This window comes from Mesorhizobium sp. NBSH29, assembly GCF_015500055.1.
Taxonomy (GTDB): Bacteria; Pseudomonadota; Alphaproteobacteria; order Rhizobiales; family Rhizobiaceae; genus Neomesorhizobium.
The window spans coordinates 1689667-1709545 of record NZ_CP045492.1; the positions used below are offsets into that span (position 1 = coordinate 1689667).

Annotated in this window: 19 protein-coding genes, 1 tRNA gene and 1 pseudogene; 16 read left to right on the top strand and 5 right to left on the bottom strand. The window is 59.2% G+C overall.

Translation table 11 applies throughout. The features are described 5' to 3' along the window. Nucleotides 1-63: 63 nt before the first annotated feature. Entirely contained in the window at nt 64-1407 is a 1344-nt protein-coding gene (locus GA830_RS08390) for an MATE family efflux transporter (RefSeq protein ID WP_258045612.1), read from the top strand. 13 nt (nt 1408-1420) lie between these two features. On the opposite strand, the gene GA830_RS08395 is transcribed toward GA830_RS08390, so the two are convergent. Next, nucleotides 1421-2506, bottom strand: coding sequence for a quinone-dependent dihydroorotate dehydrogenase (locus tag GA830_RS08395; protein WP_195164579.1), 1086 nt, complete (start codon nt 2504-2506; stop codon nt 1421-1423). After that, the gene (locus tag GA830_RS08400; protein ID WP_195164580.1) at nt 2503-2853 is read right to left on the bottom strand and encodes a DUF952 domain-containing protein; all 351 of its coding nucleotides are present in this window, start codon (nt 2851-2853) and stop codon (nt 2503-2505) included. The genes GA830_RS08395 and GA830_RS08400 overlap by 4 nt, the downstream gene beginning before the upstream one ends. A 111-nt stretch (nt 2854-2964) precedes the next feature. On the opposite strand from GA830_RS08400, the gene GA830_RS08405 reads away from it, so the two are divergent. Next, a complete protein-coding gene (locus tag GA830_RS08405) occupies nt 2965-3396 on the top strand; it encodes a hypothetical protein (protein WP_195164581.1) in 432 nt (143 codons plus the stop codon). A 166-nt stretch (nt 3397-3562) separates the two neighbouring features. Continuing rightward, nucleotides 3563-4216 carry a response regulator transcription factor gene (locus GA830_RS08410; RefSeq protein ID WP_195164582.1) on the top strand — a complete coding sequence of 218 codons (654 nt, stop codon included), beginning with the start codon at nt 3563-3565 and terminating at the stop codon, nt 4214-4216. A gap of 9 nt (nt 4217-4225) precedes the next feature. Here the strand turns inward: GA830_RS08410 and GA830_RS08415 are convergent, their stop codons facing one another. Then, nucleotides 4226-7717: a hybrid sensor histidine kinase/response regulator gene (locus tag GA830_RS08415; RefSeq protein WP_195164583.1), complete on the bottom strand. Its 3492-nt coding sequence runs from the start codon at nt 7715-7717 to the stop codon at nt 4226-4228. 180 nt (nt 7718-7897) lie between these two features. Here GA830_RS08415 and mscL point away from each other — a divergent pair. After that, nucleotides 7898-8314 (top strand): annotated as a pseudogene (mscL, locus tag GA830_RS08420) (large conductance mechanosensitive channel protein MscL); the annotation flags it as partial. A 196-nt stretch (nt 8315-8510) separates the two neighbouring features. Next, nucleotides 8511-9677 carry a pyridoxal phosphate-dependent aminotransferase gene (locus tag GA830_RS08425; protein ID WP_195164585.1) on the top strand — a complete coding sequence of 389 codons (1167 nt, stop codon included), beginning with the start codon at nt 8511-8513 and terminating at the stop codon, nt 9675-9677. An 11-nt stretch (nt 9678-9688) separates the two neighbouring features. Here the strand turns inward: GA830_RS08425 and GA830_RS08430 are convergent, their stop codons facing one another. Then, entirely contained in the window at nt 9689-11002 is a 1314-nt protein-coding gene (locus GA830_RS08430) for an NAD(P)H-dependent oxidoreductase (RefSeq protein ID WP_195164586.1), read from the bottom strand. A 362-nt stretch (nt 11003-11364) separates the two neighbouring features. On the opposite strand from GA830_RS08430, the gene GA830_RS08435 reads away from it, so the two are divergent. The 4 genes from GA830_RS08435 (at nt 11365) to GA830_RS08450 (ending at nt 14464) form a co-directional block, all read left to right on the top strand. Continuing rightward, complete coding sequence (locus tag GA830_RS08435) at nt 11365-12381, top strand: rhamnan synthesis F family protein (protein ID WP_195164587.1); 1017 nt, start codon at nt 11365-11367, stop codon at nt 12379-12381. Between the two features lie 407 nt (nt 12382-12788). Then, nucleotides 12789-12992, top strand: a complete 204-nt coding sequence (locus GA830_RS08440) for a CsbD family protein (protein ID WP_195164588.1) — start codon at nt 12789-12791, stop codon at nt 12990-12992. Nucleotides 12993-13089: 97 nt separating this feature from the next. Next, nucleotides 13090-13830, top strand: coding sequence for a PRC-barrel domain-containing protein (locus GA830_RS08445; protein WP_195164589.1), 741 nt, complete (start codon nt 13090-13092; stop codon nt 13828-13830). A 28-nt stretch (nt 13831-13858) separates the two neighbouring features. Continuing rightward, nucleotides 13859-14464 (top strand): general stress protein, encoded by a 606-nt coding sequence (locus GA830_RS08450; RefSeq protein ID WP_195164590.1) that lies wholly within the window; start codon nt 13859-13861, stop codon nt 14462-14464. 390 nt (nt 14465-14854) lie between these two features. Here GA830_RS08450 and GA830_RS08455 read toward each other — a convergent pair. Further along, a tRNA-Thr gene (locus tag GA830_RS08455) sits at nt 14855-14929 on the bottom strand. Nucleotides 14930-15089: 160 nt separating this feature from the next. On the opposite strand from GA830_RS08455, the gene GA830_RS08460 reads away from it, so the two are divergent. The 7 genes from GA830_RS08460 to infA all read left to right on the top strand — a co-directional run bounded on the left by GA830_RS08460 (nt 15090) and on the right by infA (nt 19834). Next, nucleotides 15090-15260 carry a hypothetical protein gene (locus GA830_RS08460; protein WP_195164591.1) on the top strand — a complete coding sequence of 57 codons (171 nt, stop codon included), beginning with the start codon at nt 15090-15092 and terminating at the stop codon, nt 15258-15260. Nucleotides 15261-15386: 126 nt separating this feature from the next. Beyond that, nucleotides 15387-16673, top strand: a complete 1287-nt coding sequence (gene murA, locus GA830_RS08465; RefSeq protein ID WP_195164592.1) for a UDP-N-acetylglucosamine 1-carboxyvinyltransferase — start codon at nt 15387-15389, stop codon at nt 16671-16673. 149 nt (nt 16674-16822) lie between these two features. Then, the gene (locus GA830_RS08470; protein ID WP_195164593.1) at nt 16823-17257 is read left to right on the top strand and encodes a DUF2948 family protein; all 435 of its coding nucleotides are present in this window, start codon (nt 16823-16825) and stop codon (nt 17255-17257) included. 2 nt (nt 17258-17259) lie between these two features. Further along, the gene (hisD, locus tag GA830_RS08475; RefSeq protein WP_195164594.1) at nt 17260-18552 is read left to right on the top strand and encodes a histidinol dehydrogenase; all 1293 of its coding nucleotides are present in this window, start codon (nt 17260-17262) and stop codon (nt 18550-18552) included. A gap of 9 nt (nt 18553-18561) precedes the next feature. Then, on the top strand, nt 18562-19044 hold the full coding sequence (locus tag GA830_RS08480) for a UPF0262 family protein (RefSeq protein WP_195164595.1): 483 nt from the start codon (nt 18562-18564) through the stop codon (nt 19042-19044). After that, entirely contained in the window at nt 19041-19529 is a 489-nt protein-coding gene (locus tag GA830_RS08485) for an arsenate-mycothiol transferase ArsC (protein ID WP_374939313.1), read from the top strand. The genes GA830_RS08480 and GA830_RS08485 overlap by 4 nt, the downstream gene beginning before the upstream one ends. 86 nt (nt 19530-19615) lie before the next feature. After that, nucleotides 19616-19834, top strand: coding sequence for a translation initiation factor IF-1 (gene infA / locus GA830_RS08490; RefSeq protein WP_195164597.1), 219 nt, complete (start codon nt 19616-19618; stop codon nt 19832-19834). Nucleotides 19835-19879 lie beyond the last annotated feature (45 nt).

The following is a 19879-nucleotide window of genomic DNA, read 5'->3' on the forward strand; positions in this document are numbered from 1 at the left end:
CAGGTGCATCTTGCCTGATCTCGTGTGGCATGCTTGGGCAGCGGGTCAGCAGAGGATGCCCGCTTGGATCAGGTCAGGCCGTCGCGCCCGTTTGAAGTGAACAACCGTGTGGTGTTGGCCATCGCGGTACCGATGACGCTTGCCTACATCACGACCCCGCTGCTTGGTGTGGTGGACACCGGCGTCGTCGGCCAGTTCGGCGACGCGGCTCTGTTGGGCGGTTTGGCCGCTGGCGCCATCATTTTTGATGTCGTTTTCACCTCTTTCAACTTCCTTCGTTCCGGCACCACCGGGCTTGTCTCGCAGGCTTACGGTGAGGAGAACCCGCTCGAAGAACGCGCAGTCTTCCTGCGCGCGGCAGCGATTGCTCTGATTTCCGGCGCTGTGCTGGCGCTGCTGGCGCCTCTGGTCGCGATGATTGGCGTCTGGATCATGGACGCCGGACCGAAAGTCACCGAGGCGATGGACATTTATATCCGCATCCGCCTGCTGTCGGCACCAGCCTCGCTCCTCAACTACGCGATCCTAGGTTATTTCCTGGGCCGCGGCGAGGCTGGCACTGGACTGTTGCTGCAGATGATCCTCAACGGCGCCAACATCGCCCTGTCGATATGGTTTGGCCTTCATCTCGGCTGGGCCGTGGAGGGGGTCGCGTGGGGAACGGTTTGCGGCGAGATTTTCGCCGCTGTGATTGGCGCCGCAATGATCTGGCGGCGCTTTCGGCCCATGCCACGGTTCACAGTCCACGAAGTCTTCAGCGCCGCAGCTTTGAAGCGAATGCTTCTCCTCAACGGGGATATTTTGATCCGTTCTTTTATCCTTGTCGCGGCGTTCACCCTGTTTACCCGCCAGGGCGCGCAACTTGGCACGCTGACATTGGCCGCTAACGCTGTGCTGATGCACTTTTTCCTGATTGCGGGCTATTTCCTCGACGGGTTTGCCACCGCAGCCGAGCAGTTGGCCGGTCGCGCAGTCGGCGCGCGTTACCGCCCGGCTTTCGACCGCGGCGTGCGGTTGAGCTCGATATGGGGATTTGCGATATCAGCCTTCGCCTGTGTGGCTCTGCTCACCTTCGGCGGAGGTTTGATCGCCGTCATAACCACCGCGCAGGACGTCCAGGCCGAAGCAGCGCGCTATTTGCCATGGGCCGCGTTCACGGCTCTCACCGGCGTGTTGGCCTTCCAGATGGACGGCATTTTCATCGGTGCTACCTGGTCACGCGATATGCGCAACATGATGGTATTGTCCTTCGTCGCCTTCCTCGCGGCTCTCATTTGGCTTGGCGGAGCCTTTGGAAATCACGGCCTGTGGGCAGCACTTCATGTGTTTCTTATCGTGCGCGGCATCAGCCTGCTGGCAATGGTGCCACGTCGCGCGCGCGAAACGTTTGGCGAACGTCTGCGCTGAGCGCCGGCGTCAATTAGATTGGCTGGCCGGCCCAATGCTCGACCCGGCTGTCGCGGATGTCGCGCACATGCTTCAACCCCTCGGCCTCCGCATAGCTAAGCATCCCGGCGACGATCTTGCCTGGTAGCGAGGGCCCGGCATAGATCATTCCGGTATAAAGCTGCACGAGATCGGCCCCGGCACGGATTTTTTCGAGAGCGGTTTCTGCCGTATCGACCCCTCCAACGCCGACAAGCACCGTCTTGTCGCCAAGCAGTTTGCGCATTCGCGCTAAAACAGCAGTGGAGCGTACAAAAAGCGGCTTGCCCGACAGGCCGCCGGTCTCGCCATGGTGCACCCGGTCGGTCAACCCGCTGCGCGAAAGCGTGGTGTTGGAGACGATGACACCTTCGATGCGTTTGTCGGCAACTTCGGCAGCGATGTCGGCAAGCTCCGCATCGTTGAGGTCCGGGGCGACCTTCAAGAATACCGGCACCGTTTTGGCACGACCGGACAGCGCGCCGCGTGCCGCCATCACCCGCGTCAGCAATTCGGCCAGGCTCTCGCGCACCTGCATCGAGCGCAGGCCCGGCGTGTTGGGCGAAGAAATGTTGACGGTCAGATAGCCGGCAAGGGCCGCAAAGCGACGCACACCTAGCTCATAATCGGCGAAACGGTCGGTGCTGTCCTTGTTGGCGCCGATGTTGATGCCGACGATACCCGGATAGCCTTCCCGTGCCTTCATCCGTTGGAACAGACGCTCGTGCCCTTCATTGTTGAAGCCGAGCCGATTGATCACCGCCTCGTCCCCGCGCAACCGGAAGATGCGCGGCTTCGCGTTGCCCGCCTGCGCCAGCGGCGTGACCGTGCCTACTTCTGAAAAGCCGAACCCCAGCCGCAACAGTGCATCCGGCACTTCACCGTTCTTGTCGTATCCAGCAGCCATGCCGAGCGGGTTGGGGAAGGCAAGTCCGCAAAGCTTGACTTTCAGTCGGTCGCTTGCAGGAGCCTGCCCGCAGACAGGCAAGCGCGACTTCAGCGCAGCAATTGAAAGCCCGTGCGCAGTCTCCGGGTCTAGACGGAAAAGCGCCCGTTGCCCGATCTTCTCAAGCAGGTTCATGCGTCCTCCAGTGGCGGAAATTCATGCTGGCCGTCCGAGCGAACTGGCAGCGGCTTCACCCACAGAACGGCTGACAGCTCCAGCGGTTCATATAGATGCGGAAACAATGCCCCCCCACGCGACACTTCGAACTTCAGCATATCTCCCAGGCGCGCGACATCAACAGCCACCAGCAGCAGGTCTTGCTGCCCGAAAAAATGCTTGTGTGCCGTTTCGGCCGCCTGCGCCGCAGTTGAGAAATGGATGTAGCCGTCAGCGATATCGATCGGTGCACCGGTGAAACGGCCAACAGCCTCGGCTTCCTGCCACTGGGATTGCGTGGCAATCTTGTAGATGGTGCTGATCATCGCCTCCCTCTAGTCGCAAAGATGTCCGCGTGAAAGGGTCACCGCCAATCCGTCCCCAATTCTGGCGCAAATAGCGTCCAAAGTCCCGGCATCACGATACGGAGAATTTTGATGCGGAATGCAACCATTCCAATACCGGCCGCGCTGATTACCGCCTGCCTGATGCTAGGCGCGGCCCAGGCGCAGGAAGTTGATCGCTACACGATGGAAAAATCAGCCACCGGCTTTGTCCGCATGGACCGAAAGACCGGTGCGATGTCGATCTGTGAAGAGCGGGCCGGCCAACTGGTCTGCAAGGTAGCTGCCGACGAGCGGACCGCGCTGAACGACGAAATCGAGCGCTTGCTGGATCGCCTAACGGCTTTGGAAACACGTGTCGCAGCCATGGAAAAAACAGCACCAGATGCGCTGCCCAGCGAGGAAAGCTTCGAGAAGTCCCTCAGTTACATGGAAAAGTTTTTCCGCCGCTTCATGGGTATCGTCAAGGATCTAGATCAGGACTGGCGCAAGATCGAACCCGAGGCTTTGCCGCAAAAGACGTGATTTCCTCTACCGTTTGTCAGCGTCAGGCGATGAGCCTTGTGTTGGGTGTGGATCACCGCTTTACTGCGCGCGCACTCCGACGGGACGACAACAAGATTCGGAGCACAGCCACAGCCACGCCTTGTCAATCAAAGTGGGACGGCAAAAAGGGGAGGACCGGGCACCGTTGAGCTACAGGTTCCTGATTGCGGATGACCATCCGCTGTTTCGCGGCGCGCTGAAACAGGCGCTCTTTGGCATTTCTCAAACGGGTGACATTCTTGAAGCCGGCGACTTCGACCACGCAAAGGCGTTGATCGCTGCGCACGACGACCTTGATCTCGTGCTTCTCGACCTCTCGATGCCTGGCACCAGCGGTTTGTCCGGGCTGGTATCCCTGCGTGGCATCCATCCCGCCACGCCCATTATCGTGGTTTCCGGCCATGATGATGCGGAAACTATCCGCCGGGCTCTGGAGCTTGGCGCATCGGGCTTTATCTCTAAGTCAGCCAGTATGGACGACATCAGGCGCGGAGTAGAAACTGTGCTGGCAGGCGGTATCGCGGTGCCGTCAGGGGTGGATCTCGACGTCGAATACGATGCCGAAATTTCCAGCCTGATCAAAAAGCTGCAATCGCTGACGCCTCAGCAAACCCGCGTTTTGTCTATGCTGGCGGAGGGTCTGCTGAACAAGCAGATTGCTTATGAGCTTGATGTCTCGGAAGCCACCGTCAAGGCGCACGTCTCGGCGGTGCTACAAAAGCTCAGCGTCGATAGCCGAACGCAGGCAGTGATTTTACTTTCGAAGATTGGCATCGAACCGCAACCTGCAGCAGGCTAGCGGCAACGTCTATTCAGCAGCAACAGCGATGCTGCGCAGAAGGCGGGTCACGGCAGCGCGCAACGCCGCCGGTTTGATCGGCTTGTTAATCACCGGAACATCGATGGCATCGGCGGCAGCACGGACCTCGCTTGAGCGGTCGGCGGTCAACAAAACCGCCGGGACGTCTGTTCCGGTCGCCTTGCGGATCGCTGCAACAACATCGAGACCGTTCTCGCCGTTCAGGTGGTAGTCCGCGAGGATAATATCGTACCGAACTCCAGCCAGGATGCCGGGCTCCTTCGAGCCGAGAGCGGTGTACACCGTGCATCCCCACCCCTCCAGCAGGAGACGCATCCCGTCGAGGATGCGCAGGTCATTGTCGATGCACAGCACGGACACGCCGTCGAGGGCCGCAGTCAACGGTACGGTGCCGCGACGGGGCTTTGGCTGCGCCATCTCCATCGCTTCCGCAACTGGTACCATCACCGAGAAACGCGTGCCATTGTGGCGGCGCGACTGGATCTGGATTTCCAGCCTGAGTACGCGCGCTATACGGTCTACGATCGACAGTCCCAACCCCAATCCCTGCGCTTCTCTCACGCCGTCATCGAGCCGAATGAATTCACGAAACACGGTGCTGACCTCATCGTCAGCAATACCGATGCCGGTGTCGAAAACCTGCAATTCCGCCAGCGCCCCGCGCCGCCGCACCCCGATCAGAACCTTTCCCGTGCGGGTATATTTGATCGCGTTCGAAACCAGGTTCTGTACCAGCCGGCGAAACAAATTGCGGTCGGTATGAACGGTCAACGATGACGGAACGATCACCAGCTCCAAATTTTTGGCCGCCGCGAGCGGCAGAAAGTCGGTGCAGATCTGGCGCAGCAATTCATCCAGCCGGAAGGCAGTCTCCTCCGGCTTCATGGCCCCCGCATCAAGCCGCGAGATATCGAGCACTGCACCGAGTATCGTCTCGACTGATTCCAGCGAGGACTCGATGCTGGTCGCAGCATCGGTCACGCCAGCCTTTCCCGCGCGCTCAATCAGGGACGAGCAGTAGAGCCGCGCGGCATTGAGTGGCTGCAAAATGTCGTGCCCGGCAGCGGCAAGGAAGCGCGTCTTCCCAAGATTGGCCTCTTCGGCAAGCATTTGCGCCTGCGCCAGTTCTTCGTTGACTTGCATCAGCTCGGCTGTTCGACGTTCTACCCGTTGCTCCAGCGTTTCATTGGCGCGCTTGAGCGCCAGGTCAGCTTCCACGCGCTGGGTGATATCGGCATAGGTAGCAACAATCCCGCCATCGGGCATCGGGTTGGTGCGCAATTCCAGAATTCTGCCGCTGGCTTTCAGCTCCATCTGCCAAGGGCTGCCGAACTGCGCAAATCGATTGATCGTCGCCACTCGGCTTTCAGGCGCAATCTCTTCGCGGTCAGTCAAATGCCGCAATATCCGATCCAGCGAGACGCCGATCTGGCCCATGCTGTCGGGCAGGTCAAACAGCACCCGGTATTGCCGGTTCCAGCAGGTAAGCCGGAAGTCGCGGTCAAACACGGTGATGCCTTGCTCCATCTGGTCGAGCGCGATCTGCAACAGGTCGCGATTATGCTGCAGCGCCTCAGTGGCATCGTCGAGCAAGCGAAACGCATCCTTTGATGCACTGTCATGGCGCTTGAACAACAGCGACAGAATAAGCCGCGCCGACGACGAGCCGACAGCGCTGGCCAGCAACTGCTCCGAAAAGCGGATCACTGCCATGCTGGCCGGCATCGAACCGCCTAGCACGTCGCCCTCTTGCTCCTGAAAACTCTGGAACGAACGCTCGGTACGTTCCACGCCCAGATAGCGTGACAGCGTGTCCTTCAGGTCGTTGATGGTGACTGCCGTCCGAAACCGCCTCAGGCTCGGCATCGGGCTGGTGTCAGGCGGCACGAAAATCGCTGCTTGGATTCGCTCCAGTGGCACCGAAGCCCGCGACAGCGAGCCCAGGGCGAAAAACACGGCGTTGATGGAGAGGCTCCACATCACGCCGTGGTTCAACGGCTCAGCGATGGTGCCAAACAGCGCCTGTGGTCGCAGCGCACCCAGCCCGAACAATCCATGCACCAGAATATCGGTATTCGGCGCAGCCAGTGAGGGGAGCAACAGCGTATAAGCCCAAACAGCGATGCCGGCACCCATGCCAAGGATAGCGCCGCGCGCATTGGCACCGCGCCAGATAAGCCCCCCCAGAAACGCCGGCGCAAGCTGCGCAATGGCCGCAAACGACATCAGTCCGATGGAAGCCAGCCGCGCATTGTTGGTGCTCTCGCGGTAGTAGAGGAAGGCCACGAACAAAATAATAAAGATGGCGGCGCGCCGGATGTTGAGGATCAGCGTTGACCAGTCTTCTGTTTCACGTCCCTGGTTTGCCAGCAGCCGGCGAACGAAAAGCGGGATCACCAGATCGTTGGAGATCATGATCGACAGCGCGACGCTGGCCACGATAACCATGGCGGTGGCAGCCGACAGACCGCCAATAAAGGCAGTCATCGCCAAAAAATCATGCCCGGCAAACAGAGGCAGCGAAAGGACATAGAGGTCGGCACTTGTCCGGTCACCGACTATGGCAGCGCCGGCAAGCGCTATCGGCAACACGAAGAGGTTGATTAGCACCAGATAGAGCGGAAACACCCAGGTCGCCTTGCGAAGTTCACTCTCGTTCCGGTTCTCTACAATCATCACGTAAAACTGGCGCGGCAGCATAATGATGGCGAAGCCAGAAAGCCCTGTCATCACCAGCCAGGTCCCAAGCGAGGTGCGGTGTGCAAGCGCCGCGTCCACCCTGTCGCTGGCGGCCAGCATGCCGACAAGCTCTGCCGGGTTGCCAAACATGAAAAAGGTTACCAGCAGGCCGACCATCATAAAGGCAGCAAGCTTGACGACTGACTCTACTGCAACGGCGAGGATCAACCCGTCCTGATGCTCCGTCGCGTCGGCGTGTCGGGTACCAAACAGAACCGCAAACAGCGCCAGCAGCATCGCCACGATCAGCGATATATCGCTGACGAACGGATCGAACGAAGGCGGCGCGCCGTTATAGTGTTCCACCATCAGGCTGACTGAACCCGAAATCGCCTTCAGCTGCAGCGCGATATAAGGCACGGCCCCGACAATTGCGATCAGCGTGGCAATCAGGCCAACACCAAAACTTTTGCCATAGCGAGCACCCAGAAAGTCAGCGATCGAAGTGATTTTCTCGGCCTTGGCCAGCCTGACGATGCGGCGCAGGAGCGGAAAGCCAAACACGAAGACCAGTACCGGCCCGATATAAATCGCGATGAACTCGATCCCGCGCTCAGAAGCCAACCCGACCGAACCGAAGAACGTCCATGACGTGCAATAGATCGCCAGGCTGAGCGAATAAATATAGGGTCGCGGCTTGCCCGGGCCGCGGCTGTTGGCCCAGCGGTCGCCGAAGCTCGCAATGCCAAATAGAAGCGTCACATAGGCTATCGCAATGATGACGACGATCCAGCCTTGCACGTCTGCCCCTCCCTTTCAGGGCACGTAACCATAGCCGGGAATGCGGGTCCATAGGCGTGCAGTTTTTGCGTGACCCGCAACGCAGACGACGGGATCGCGATATGTTAGACGATTCGCAGGATTTGAAGCTTCAAGTCCCATCGGGCCGTGATGCGGCAATTGCATTTGAGGGAGCAATCAATGCTGAAAGAATTCCAGGAATTTATCTCCAAAGGCAACGTGATGGACCTTGCGGTCGGTGTCATCATCGGTGCCGCCTTTGGCAAGATCGTCGATTCACTTGTCAAGGATATCATCATGCCAGTCGTCGGGGCCATTTTCGGCGGCCTCGACTTCAACAACTATTTCCTGCCGCTCTCATCCTCGGTGACAGCCGAAACGCTCGAGCAGGCAAAAACACAAGGCGCGGTTTTCGCCTATGGCAGTTTTATCACCGTGGCGATCAACTTCCTGATCCTCGCCTGGATTATCTTCCTGATGGTCAAGGGCGTTAACACCATGCGCCGACGCCTGGTTGCCAATGAGACACCATTAGTGCCGTCTGCACCGCCTGCCGATGTCGCCCTGCTCACCGAGATCCGCGACCTCCTGGCAAAGCCTGCCGCTTCGGCCAAGGCCGCGGTACCTGCAAAGGCGCCTCCTGCCAAAGCTTTGGATCGCAAGCCGGCCAACCGCTAACGCCAGACAATCTTGCTGGACCAAAACCCTGGTCGATCTCGGCCAGGGTTTTTCGTATTCGCGCGCACCGAAACCGGATACCGGTGGCCGATCGAGATTCTCTGACAGGCTTCCAATGAACATTATTGAAAAACTGCGAACTGAAGCACAGCTCGCTCCCGAGAGTGGAATCTCTGCCGTGGTCAACTACGGCCGCGGGAGGCCGGGCCTCATTCCGCTTTGGGCAGGCGAAGGCGATCTGCCGACACCGGCATTCATCTCCGACGTGGCAAACAGGGCGCTTGCCGGCGGCGAAACCTTCTACACATGGCAGTGCGGCCTACCCGAACTGCGCGAAGCTTTGGCCCGCTTTCACACGCGCCATTTTGGGCGCAGCTTTTCGCCAGACGAGTTCATCGTAACTGGCGGCGGCATGCATGCCATCTCGTTGGCGCTACAAGCGACCGCTGGTCTAGGCGACGAAGTGCTCTATCTCTCGCCCGCCTGGCCAAACTTTCGCGGCGCTTCCATTGTCGCGGGAATCGATCCGGTAGCAGTTCCCCTTAGCCTGACGGGCAATGGTTGGACCTGCGATGTGGAGCGCCTGGAAGTTTCGGTTACGCCAAAAACCCGCGCCATCTTTATAAACTCACCCTCCAACCCTACTGGCTGGACGGCCGACAGGGAGACGTTGCAGGCGATCCTCGACCTCGCCCGTCGCCATGATCTGTGGATCATCGCCGATGAGATCTATGCGCTGTTTCACTTTGGCGGCACGCGCGCTCCCTCCTTCATGGACATCATGGAGCCGGAGGACAAAATCCTGTTCGTCAATACGTTCTCAAAAAACTGGGCCATGACCGGATGGCGCGTCGGCTGGATGCGCACGCATCCGGGACTTCAGCAACCTTTTGCGAATCTTGTGGAGTATTCGAACTCTGGTGTGGCGCAGTTCATCCAGCGCGGTGCCGTGGCTGCACTTGACGAGGGCGATACGTTTCTGGCGAACCAGATCGAGCGGGCCCAAAGGGCTCGAGACATCGTCTGCCGCATCCTGCTCGCCACCGGAAAGGTGCGCCTTACGGTTCCGCCGGGCGCCTTTTACCTGTTCTTTGCCATCGATGGTTTGACGAATTCCCGGCAGGCGGCCTTCGATATTGTGGATCACGCCAATGTCGGGCTGGCGCCGGGGACGGCTTTCGGCGAGGCGGGGGAGGGTTTCCTGAGGTTGTGCTTCCATCGCGACCTCGATCAGGTGGAGGAAGCAGCCAACCGCATTGCAACGTGGATCAACAGCCGCTGATAGCCATACCGTCAGCCAGACGACAACATTGCATCCTGCAATAGCCGAACCTGATAAAGCCGCGTGCTCGCGTCTGGTGCGGCATTGTCGGTGGTGAGCAACGCGCCCTTCCGCACAGGTTTTAGCACCCGTCCGCCTTCCAGTAGGCCGACCGGAACAGCATTCTGCACCTGTGCATCAGCCACGGTCATCGTCCAGGAACGGTAGCACGTCTCGCCGATGGCATCGAAAATCTCACCTGCGGCAAGGTCACGTTTGGCAACCGCGCACACTTCAGCAACCGGCTTCGGGAGCGGCACCATATCCGCCTTGCCATAGAGCATGATCCGCGCTGCCGTCAGCGGCACTTCCAGCGAGGTCAGGTGATAGGGGCGGAAAAAGCTGTAATAGGGTCCGGTGCCGACATGCAGATCATCCAGTCTCTCGATGATGCGCGGATGCTTTGCCTCGACGATAACAAATACGCCGGGTGCGACGCCCTTGCCGACCGTATAATCGACCACGCCTTTCTTGTGCAGCACGCCGCCATCCTCGCGCGGGATCAGCACTTTGACGAGCGCCTCGCGGTCAGCCTTCGGCCCATGCATGCCTGGAACGTCTGGCACCAGCCCCGTGGCGTTGGCAATCGCCGCCATCTCCACCATGGTTTTCGACCCGTCAATGAACTCGACCAGCATGCGCGGGTTCATATTGCGCCGTTCCGCTTCGGCCCGATAATCATCCGGCACCGCGTCATGGTTGAGCGGGTTGTTCTTGCCCTTGCCGGCAGACACGATATCGAAGCCAAGCGCAGTGACAAACTCGATCAATTCCATGCAACTCGACGGTTCGTCGCCGGCGCCGACCGAATAGATTACGCCCAGCCGCTCTGCTTCACTGCGCATATAGGCGCCGATGGTGACGTCTGCCTCGACGTTCATCATTACGAGATGCTTGCCATGCTCCATGGCCATCAAGTCGAAATGAGCGGCAACGCCGGGCTTGCCGGTAGCATCGATCACCACGTCGACCAGCGGGTTCGTCACCAGCAAGTCATTCGACGTTATGGCGATTTTCCCCGCCTCGATACAGGACGTCACCTGAGAGGCCGTCTCCGCCTCGCAGGCCATTGCCTCGTCGCCATAGGCGATACGGATAGCAACGCGCGCTGTGTGCGGCCGCCGCGTTGAAATCGCGACAATCCGGATGCCGCGCATCAACATGCCCTGCGTCACCAGATCGGTGCCCATCTCGCCCGAACCGATAACGCCGATTCTAACAGGCCGGCCTTCATCGGCGCGGCGTGCAAGGTCGCGGGCAAGGCCAGTAAGGGCGATGTTTGTCATGCGGTGGGTCCGGTTGGTCTGCCTAGCCGCAATAGCAGAAAAGCCGTCCGATGTGTCAACCAGGCCGCTTCTCTACAACTTCAGGTTAGGTGCACTCAGGCAGCGTCGGCGCTGCGCAATGTGCGGCACCGGTCGCCAGTTCGCTAGTCGCAGCGACTGTTTCCTGCGCGCCATACCACCCGCGCACCTGCAGACAATGACTGCGATGGGTTGAAGGCGGTCGTCGATATCACTACAGCGAGAGAGAAATTTGTGATGAAAAAATTATTCCGGTCGCCTGATGTCCTTGGATCACGTCAAGATCGAAAGGGGGAGGAGAGGCGATACTGGTTCGGGAGTTGCCGAATGGGACTGCGTGCTTGGTGACAGCTGACAGCAGCCAGAAGGTCCTGGAATCTGCACGCGTGTGTTTCTTTGCACACTTCAACGCGCATGGTGAAATCAAGCTTCATGTCCGCAAATACCTGGCTGAACTCCGAAGCTGCGGTTTTGCCATCGTCGTGATTTCGGCCGCGCGTTTGTCAGACGAGGCGAGAAAAGATTTACAAAGCCAGTGCGATGACTTGATCGTGCGGGAAAATATGGGTCTGGACTGGGGCAGTTGGCAGGCTGCTTACAAGAAATATCAGCATATCAAACCCAAGGAATACCTGCTCCTGTGCAACGACAGCGTTTACGGACCTCTGAGGCCATTGTCAGACTGGCTCGAAGACCTGACCCGCACGCCTGCAGATGTTTATGGCGCGATCATAAACTGGGAGATAAGCCCCCACCTCCAGAGTTGGTTTCTGCTACTGACGCCAAAAGTTTATGAAGCCCCGTTTTTCAAGGGGTTGATGAACTCCAATATGGCGGATCTATCTAAAGTCGAAATTATCGCTCGGTACGAGGTCGGATTCGGCAATTATTGTCTCACACAATTTCGCGCCCATGCGGCCTATGATCCGGGAAAGTCTGCAATTCAGGCCCATACCCCGTTCAACGCAAGCCATCTTTTGTGGGATGCAATGCTGGCCGACGGTTCAGTGCCCTTTATCAAGCGCGAGCTGTTTCGAGACAATCCGCTGGCAATTGCCTCGGTCAATCGATGGAAGGAGACCAAGGATTCTTCGGGTGGTTCAATCGTGCAGTTGGTGCTGGATGACCTTGGCGGCCTGCCGGCGACCACATCGTCATTTCAACGACTCAAACAGGGATTTCGGGGCAAAAATCCGCCCTCCAGGCCCTTTAACATGGGCTTTGTAAAAGTTGATTACCTGACGCGGGAGAGACCCGTGATACAGCGCATCAACTATCGTGCCTACGCGGTCATCAACGACGCCTTCTCGGCATTCGGCAGGTTTGGAACAAAAATCCTCCGGCGCGCGCGCCGATCATAGCGAGCATCGCTCTGGATGCCCATCCACACGCACGTGCCAAGGCGTAGTCCGATTGGGAAACCACCCTTTCTTTCGTACCGAAGGAATGCCGGCGCCTGAGTGGGTCGTTCTCGGTACGTTTTGGCGCGCTATAGGCTTTCCTCGATGCTGCGGGTGACCGCGCTATAATACGTGCAATCGCGGGCAATGGGCTGCGAGGCCATGCGCTTTGCTGAAGTAACCGCGCGGCGCGTTTGATCGTTCGTTTCGCCAAGTCGGTTGAGACCGACGAGTGGCAGATCGCATGTTGGATGGAACAGCGGTCAATAGACAAATGACATAGCTGAAAAAAAGAAATTGCTCGGCGTGACCGGAACATTTCACCGGCCCTGCAATTTATCCAACGCAACACTCGAAAGGAGACTCTGATGAACTGGGACCGTGTCGAAGGAAATTGGAAGCAGCTGAAGGGCAAGATCAAAGAGCAGTGGGGCGACCTGACTGATGACGATCTGGATGTGATCGCCGGCAAGCGCGATCAGCTCGAAGGCAAAATCCAGGAACGCTACGGATATGCCAAAGACCAGACCACGAAGGAAGTTGACGACTGGTATTCGCGCCAATCGTGGTGACTCACGCACAGCTGCCTTTCTTTGGCGCAACCATGGCCACCGGTCATGCGCAGTCGCCCATGCTGATCACCTCAAGTCTATGAAATGAAGGAATTCCATGAAAAATCTTCTCGCGCCACTATCCATCGCGGTGCTGCTGTCGACAGCTGCTTTCGCACAAGAGGCGACGCAGCCAGCACCGGCGACAGCAAATCCGGCTGCAAACGCTGATGCTTCAGCCCAAGTGGTAACGACCGACCACCTTGCCTCGGCAATTCTCGGCGAAAGCGTCTACAACAGCACTGCCGAAAATGCCGAAGAAATCGGCGAGGTCAAAGACATCGTGATTGATGCGAATGGCGCTGCCGTCTCGCTTATCGTGGGCGTCGGTGGCTTTTTAGGCATCGGTGAACGTAATGTCGCTGTCGAGTTCAAGAGCGCCAAGTGGGCGGAGAAGGCCGGTGACCGCTGGCTTGTGGTGGAGACCAGTAAAGAACAGCTGGAGGCGCTGCCGCCGTTCGATGCTGCTGTTTACGCCCCCTTGCCCGTGATGGAAACCGCTCCGGGTGTTCCGGCGGCTGACCCCGCAGCGACGGCTCCGGCAGCACAACCTGCTCCGGCCACCTCAGAAACGCCCGCAGTCACAACACCAGATGAACCCGCACCAGCTGATGCGCCCGTTGAAGGCGCCAACAGCTTCACCGAAGCGCAGGCAAAGTCCCGAATGGAAGACGGTGGATACACTGACGTTAGTGCCCTGACAAAGGATGACCAAGGAATCTGGCGCGGTAAGGCGACAAAGGATGGAAAAGAAGTGTCCGTGTCGCTGGATTACCAGGGCAACGTAGTCGCGAACTGAAACAGAAATTTTATAGGAGATATCGATCATGTCGACCAACGTAACTGGACTTTTCGACACTTATAGCGACGCCGAGTCTGCGGTTCGCAATCTCAAATCCTTGGGGATCCCGGAGTCCGATATTAGTATCGTTGCCAACCATCGGGATGGCACCATCGAAACCGATGCGGCTTCAGAAGCAGGAACCGGCGCGGGCATTGGAGCCGTGGTCGGCGGTGCTGGCGGACTGTTGACCGGGCTGGGTGTCATGGCGATCCCAGGTGTCGGACCGGTTGTAGCTGCAGGTTGGCTCGTAGCAACTGCGGTTGGCGCAGTTGCCGGTGCTGTTGCCGGTGGCACGGTGGGCGGGCTGGTGGGCGCCCTCGAAGATGAAGGCGTCCCTGAACGCGATGCCCACGTGTATGCCGAGGGCGTCAGACGCGGCGGAACCCTTGTCACTGCAAGGGTCACGGATGCTGCCCACGAAATGCAGGCGAGATCCATCCTAAAGGAAGCTAACCACGTCGACCTGAACAGCCGCCGTAGCGCCTACGCTGAAAGTGGTTGGGACAAGTTCGACGATACCGCCGCGCCTTACACGGTAGACGAAGTGGCGACCGAGCGAGATCGGTATCGCCGTACAAATCAAATTTAGCGCCTAGTTAAAGGCGACTACGGAAAAAGCCCCCCCTCGGGGCTTTTTTTGTCGTCGCCAGCACAGTTCCCCTAGCATTTCTTCGATTTCCGAAGCGACCGATCATATACTTGAGCTGCCTCGGGGAAGTCAGCGTTTCATATGGCGGGTAGCCGTTTTCGGTGATGTCGTTACCGGCGCGAGGCGACCGATCAAATGGCGCTATCGCCGCTGACGATGAAAACGGTTCGAAAGTGGTTTTCACCTGCAGCATCGTCCCTCTCGTTGGGACGACCAAAAAATCAAGAAACAGGCAGGAAACATACTTTGGCTGATTCTGCGTCAGAAACGCGCACGTGGTCCGCTTCGTTCTGCATAGTGACGTGGGCTGCTCGCAATTCTTGCGGTCGCTGGTGCTGCCAGGGAGGATTGAACTCCCGACCTCTCCCTTACCAAGGGAGTGCTCTACCACTGAGCTACGGCAGCTGAAAAGCGAGTGCGGCGCGTCATGCCATATGAATACCGACTGCGCAAGCCAATCGGCGCATAAAGCGGCGAACTTCGCGGATCGTCATCCCCCTGCCACATTGCGGCGTAGCTTCGGGGCGCGCCATCAAGGCTCTTGGACGGGCGAGGGGACAAAATCATGGCAAAGCAGCCAATGACGCGGGAAGACATCCGCAAGGCAAGGCTCGCCGAGGAACTGCGTGCCAATCTGCAAAAGCGCAAGGCACAGTCGCGGTCGCGGCGCACCGGCGAGGCCGATAGTCGGCCCGAGGGGTTGGCGGTAGGGCGCAAACAAACCGAGAATAAGTGAAAGTTACAACTTTAAGATGCGCGCGCTTGTGTATACCATTTCTTGAACCCAACGGAACTATGGTCTAGACGAAGCCCCAAACCTCAACCGATTTAAGCCGGCGGCCTCGCCGGAGAAAAGTTTCTCATGGACCGCATCCGCATCGTCGGTGGCAATCAACTGACCGGCAGCATTCCTATCTCTGGTGCCAAGAACGCTGCCCTTCCCCTGATGATCGCGTCGTTGTTGACCGACGACACATTGACGCTGGAAAACGTGCCCCATCTGGCCGATGTCGAGCAACTCATTCGCATCCTTGGCAATCACGGCGTCGATTATTCGGTGACCGGTCGCCGGGAACGCCAGAGCGAAGGTTATTCGCGCACCGTCCACTTCACCGCCCGCAATATCGTCGACACCACAGCGCCCTATGAGCTGGTCTCGAAGATGCGTGCCTCTTTTTGGGTGATTGGGCCGCTTCTGGCGCGCATGGGCATCGCCAAGGTTTCACTGCCCGGCGGCTGCGCTATCGGCACGCGTCCGGTGGATCTCTTCATCGACGGCCTGCAGGCACTGGGCGCCGACATCTCGATCGATTCCGGATATGTCACGGCCAAGGCCAAGCGCCTGATCGGCACCCGTTATGTATTTCCGAAAATTTCAGTCGGTGCCACCCATGTGCTCTTGATGGCGGCAACGCTGGCCAAGGGCGAGACTGTACTGGAAAACGCTGCCCGCGAGCCGGAAGTGGTGAACCTTGCCGAATGCCTGATTGCCATGGGCGCAAAGATCAGCGGCGCTGGCACCTCCACCATCACGATTGAAGGCGTCGATTCGCTGCATGGCGCGCGCCATGCAGTCATCCCGGACCGCATCGAGACCGGCACCTATGCGATGGCCGTGGCGATGACCGGTGGCGATGTGATGCTGGAAAACGCCCGTCCTGACCTTTTGCAGGGCGCGCTCGATATTCTTGCCCAGACCGGTGCCGAGATCACGACCACCAATTCAGGCATTCGCGTCAGGCGCAACGGCGCCGGCATTGCGCCGGTTGATATCACAACCGAGCCTTTCCCCGGCTTCCCGACGGACTTGCAGGCGCAGTTCATGGGCCTGATGACCATGTCCAGCGGCACGTCGCGCATCACCGAGACAATCTTTGAAAACCGCTTCATGCATGTGCAGGAACTGGCCCGTCTCGGCGCCAACATCACTCTGGCCGGCCAGACCGCAATCGTTGAAGGCGTATCGAAGCTGAAAGGCGCACCTGTGATGGCAACCGACCTTCGTGCGTCGGTATCGCTGGTGATCGCCGGCCTCGCCGCCGAGGGCGAAACCATCGTCAATCGTGTCTACCATCTGGATCGTGGTTTTGAACGGCTGGAAGAAAAGCTCTCCGGCTGCGGCGCCACCATCGAGCGCCTGGCTTCCTGATCAAGCTGCCGTGCAGCCAAATGGTTGCACGGCCTGTCCGGACCGCCTAACAAGGCCGCAGGCGTGCAACGTCCGGCAAACTGTGCCGCAGTTTCTGTCCCGTTGCTCCACAGAAGAATACGGCTCCTGACAAGGCGTGAAATTTGGCCATGGATTTGCTCAAGCTTGCAGCCCTCGACGCAGAAGACCTGATCGTCATTTCCGCCCATGTGCAGGATGCAGTTACCAAGGTCGGTGACTTGTCGTTTCAGCCGGCGGCCCATCGCTTTGTGATCCCAATGCACCGCCTTGCATGGGAAACTGTTTCGGGCACGTTCCGCAAGACGGGCGAGCGGCGACAGAGCGTGCTGCATTTCGACCGCGTTCTCTCCGCCAAATATGCCGGTATCCCGCGCGACAATCCGGCAGATGTGCTTTCGCTTCTTGCGGTACGCTTTCTCGATGGCGCCTTGCCTGCCGGCACGGTCGAGCTTGATTTCTCTGGCGGTGGAACGCTTCGGCTGGAAGTGGAGTGCGTGGAGGCACGGCTGACCGATCTGGGCGGCGCCTGGCAAGCTTCGTCACTACCGGTCCACAGGGTGTAACGATGGCGATAACACTGCGACAGAGCGATACCGACTTCGAAACGCGCTTTGCAGCTCTGCTGGATGCCAAGCGTGAATCCTCCCCGGAGGTTGACGCAACGGTGCGCGCCATCATCACCGATGTCCGCCAGCGTGGCGACGCGGCGCTGAAGGAGCTGACCCTCAAATTCGACGGTGCGGACCTCAATCAGATTGGCATTACGGTAACGCCGGACGAGATCAAGGCCGCCTATTCAAAGGCCGATCCCAAGGCGGTGGAAGCGCTGAAATTCGCGCGCGACCGTATCGCCTCCCATCACAAGCGCCAACTGCCGAAGGATGACCGCTATACCGATCCGATCGGTGTCGAGCTCGGTTCGCGCTGGACAGCGGTGGAAGCGGTCGGCCTTTACGTTCCAGGCGGCCTTGCCTCCTATCCAAGCTCGGTGCTGATGAATGCGGTGCCGGCCCATGTTGCGGGCGTTGAACGCCTTGCCATGGTGGTGCCGCCCACCGGCGGCGGCATCGACCCTCTGGTGCTGGTGGCGGCGGATCTGGCCAACGTCACCGAGATTTACCGCGTCGGCGGCGCGCAGGCTGTGGCAGCTCTGGCCTACGGCACGGAAACCATCCGTCCGGTGTCGAAGATCGTCGGACCGGGCAACGCGTATGTGGCTGCCGCCAAGCGGCAGGTGTTCGGCAAGGTGGGTATCGACATGATTGCCGGCCCATCCGAGGTTCTGGTGATAGCGGATGCCAAAAACGATCCCGAATGGCTGGCCGCCGATCTGCTGGCGCAGGCCGAGCACGGCATGGGCGCCCAATCCATCCTGATCACCGATGACGAAGCCTTTGCACGGGCAGTAGAACAGGCTGTCGAACGCCAGCTGAAAACCTTGGCAACGCAAAAATCGGCCACAGAGAGCTGGCGCGATTTCGGTGCGTTGATCGTGGTCGATACGCTGGAGGACGCGTTGCCGCTCGCCGACCGCATTGCCGCAGAGCATGTCGAGCTTGCGTTCGACGATGCCGAGATTTTTTTCGCTCGCCTGCGTAATGCCGGAGCTGTGTTTCTGGGCCGCCACACGCCTGAGGTTATCGGCGATTATGTCGGCGGTTCAAACCATGTGTTGCCGACAGCGCGCTCGGCGCGTTTTTCGTCCGGCCTGTCAGTGCTGGACTTCGTCAAGCGCACCTCGCTACTCAAGCTCGGTCCCGAGCAACTGCGCCAGTTGGCACCTGCAGCCATCGCGCTCGCCGAAGCGGAAGGCCTTCCCGGTCATGCCCGCTCCGTCGCCATCCGGCTCAATCTCTAGAGGTGTGGGATGGCTGCAGCAAGCGACCAGGCAAGACTGATCGACGTTGAACTGGACGAATCAATCGGCCGGTCAACGCCCGATGTCGAGCATGAGCGGGCCGTGGCCATTTTCGACCTGATAGAGGAGAATTCGTTTTGTCCGGTCGGCGATGCCCAAGCCGGGCCGTACCGGCTGAAGCTTTCGCTGGTGGAGGCGCGGCTGGTCTTTGCAATTTCGCGAGAAGGCGGCGATGCTGTCGCCACCCATATCCTGTCGCTGACGCCCTTCCGACGCATCGTCAAGGATTACTACCTGATTTGCGAAAGCTATTATGACGCTATCCGCTCCTCCACGCCGAGCCAGATCGAGGCTATCGATATGGGGCGACGCGGTCTCCACAATGAGGGGTCGCAGACATTGCTGGATCGGCTTTCGGGCAAGATCGAGGTGGATTTTGATACTGCCCGCCGCCTGTTTACCTTGGTGTGCGTGCTTCATTGGCGGGGCTGAATTCCGTGGCGGGCGCGCCGGATGAGCCGGGCACGCTGTCCCCGGGCGCTGGCCTGCCGCGCTCAGTGCTGTTTGTTTGCGGCATGAATTCGGTCCGCTCGCCGATGGCCGAGCTTCTGGCCCGCCAGGCGCTGGCGTCTACAGTCTATGTGGCCTCCGCCGGAGTGCGGGCCGGTGAGCGCGATCCCTTTGTTGATGCGGTGCTGGCCGAACAGGGTCTCTCCCTCAATGACCGACAGCCGCGAACGCTGGATGATCTTGAGGACGACTATTTTGACCTGATCATCACACTCTCGCCAGAAGCCCATCACACAGCCCTGGAACTCACGCGCTCCATGGCAGTCGATGTCGAATATTGGCCCACCGCCGACCCCACCACAGCGACCGGCACCCGCGACCAGATACTTGCTGCCTACCGTGATGTGCGTCAAAGGCTAAGCGAGCGGATAGCCCGCCGGTTCGGTCCGCAAACCGGGGCGGAATAAGCGTGTTCACAAAGAAGCTTTAATACGATAGGTTCCGCGCGAATTCCGGCCTGGCGTCGGACAAAGCAATCCAACAAAGGTATCGAATGCCGAAGGAAGAAGTCCTCGAGTTTCCAGGTGTTGTCAGCGAACTGCTGCCAAACGCCATGTTTCGCGTCAAACTCGAAAATGAACACGAAATCATCGCCCACACTGCCGGCCGCATGCGCAAGAACCGCATTCGCGTGCTCACCGGCGACAAGGTCTTGGTGGAAATGACCCCCTATGACCTGACCAAGGGCCGCATCACCTACCGCTTCAAATAGCGAATTGCGGGCCGCAGCGCCTTTCACCGACAGGATCGAAACCGT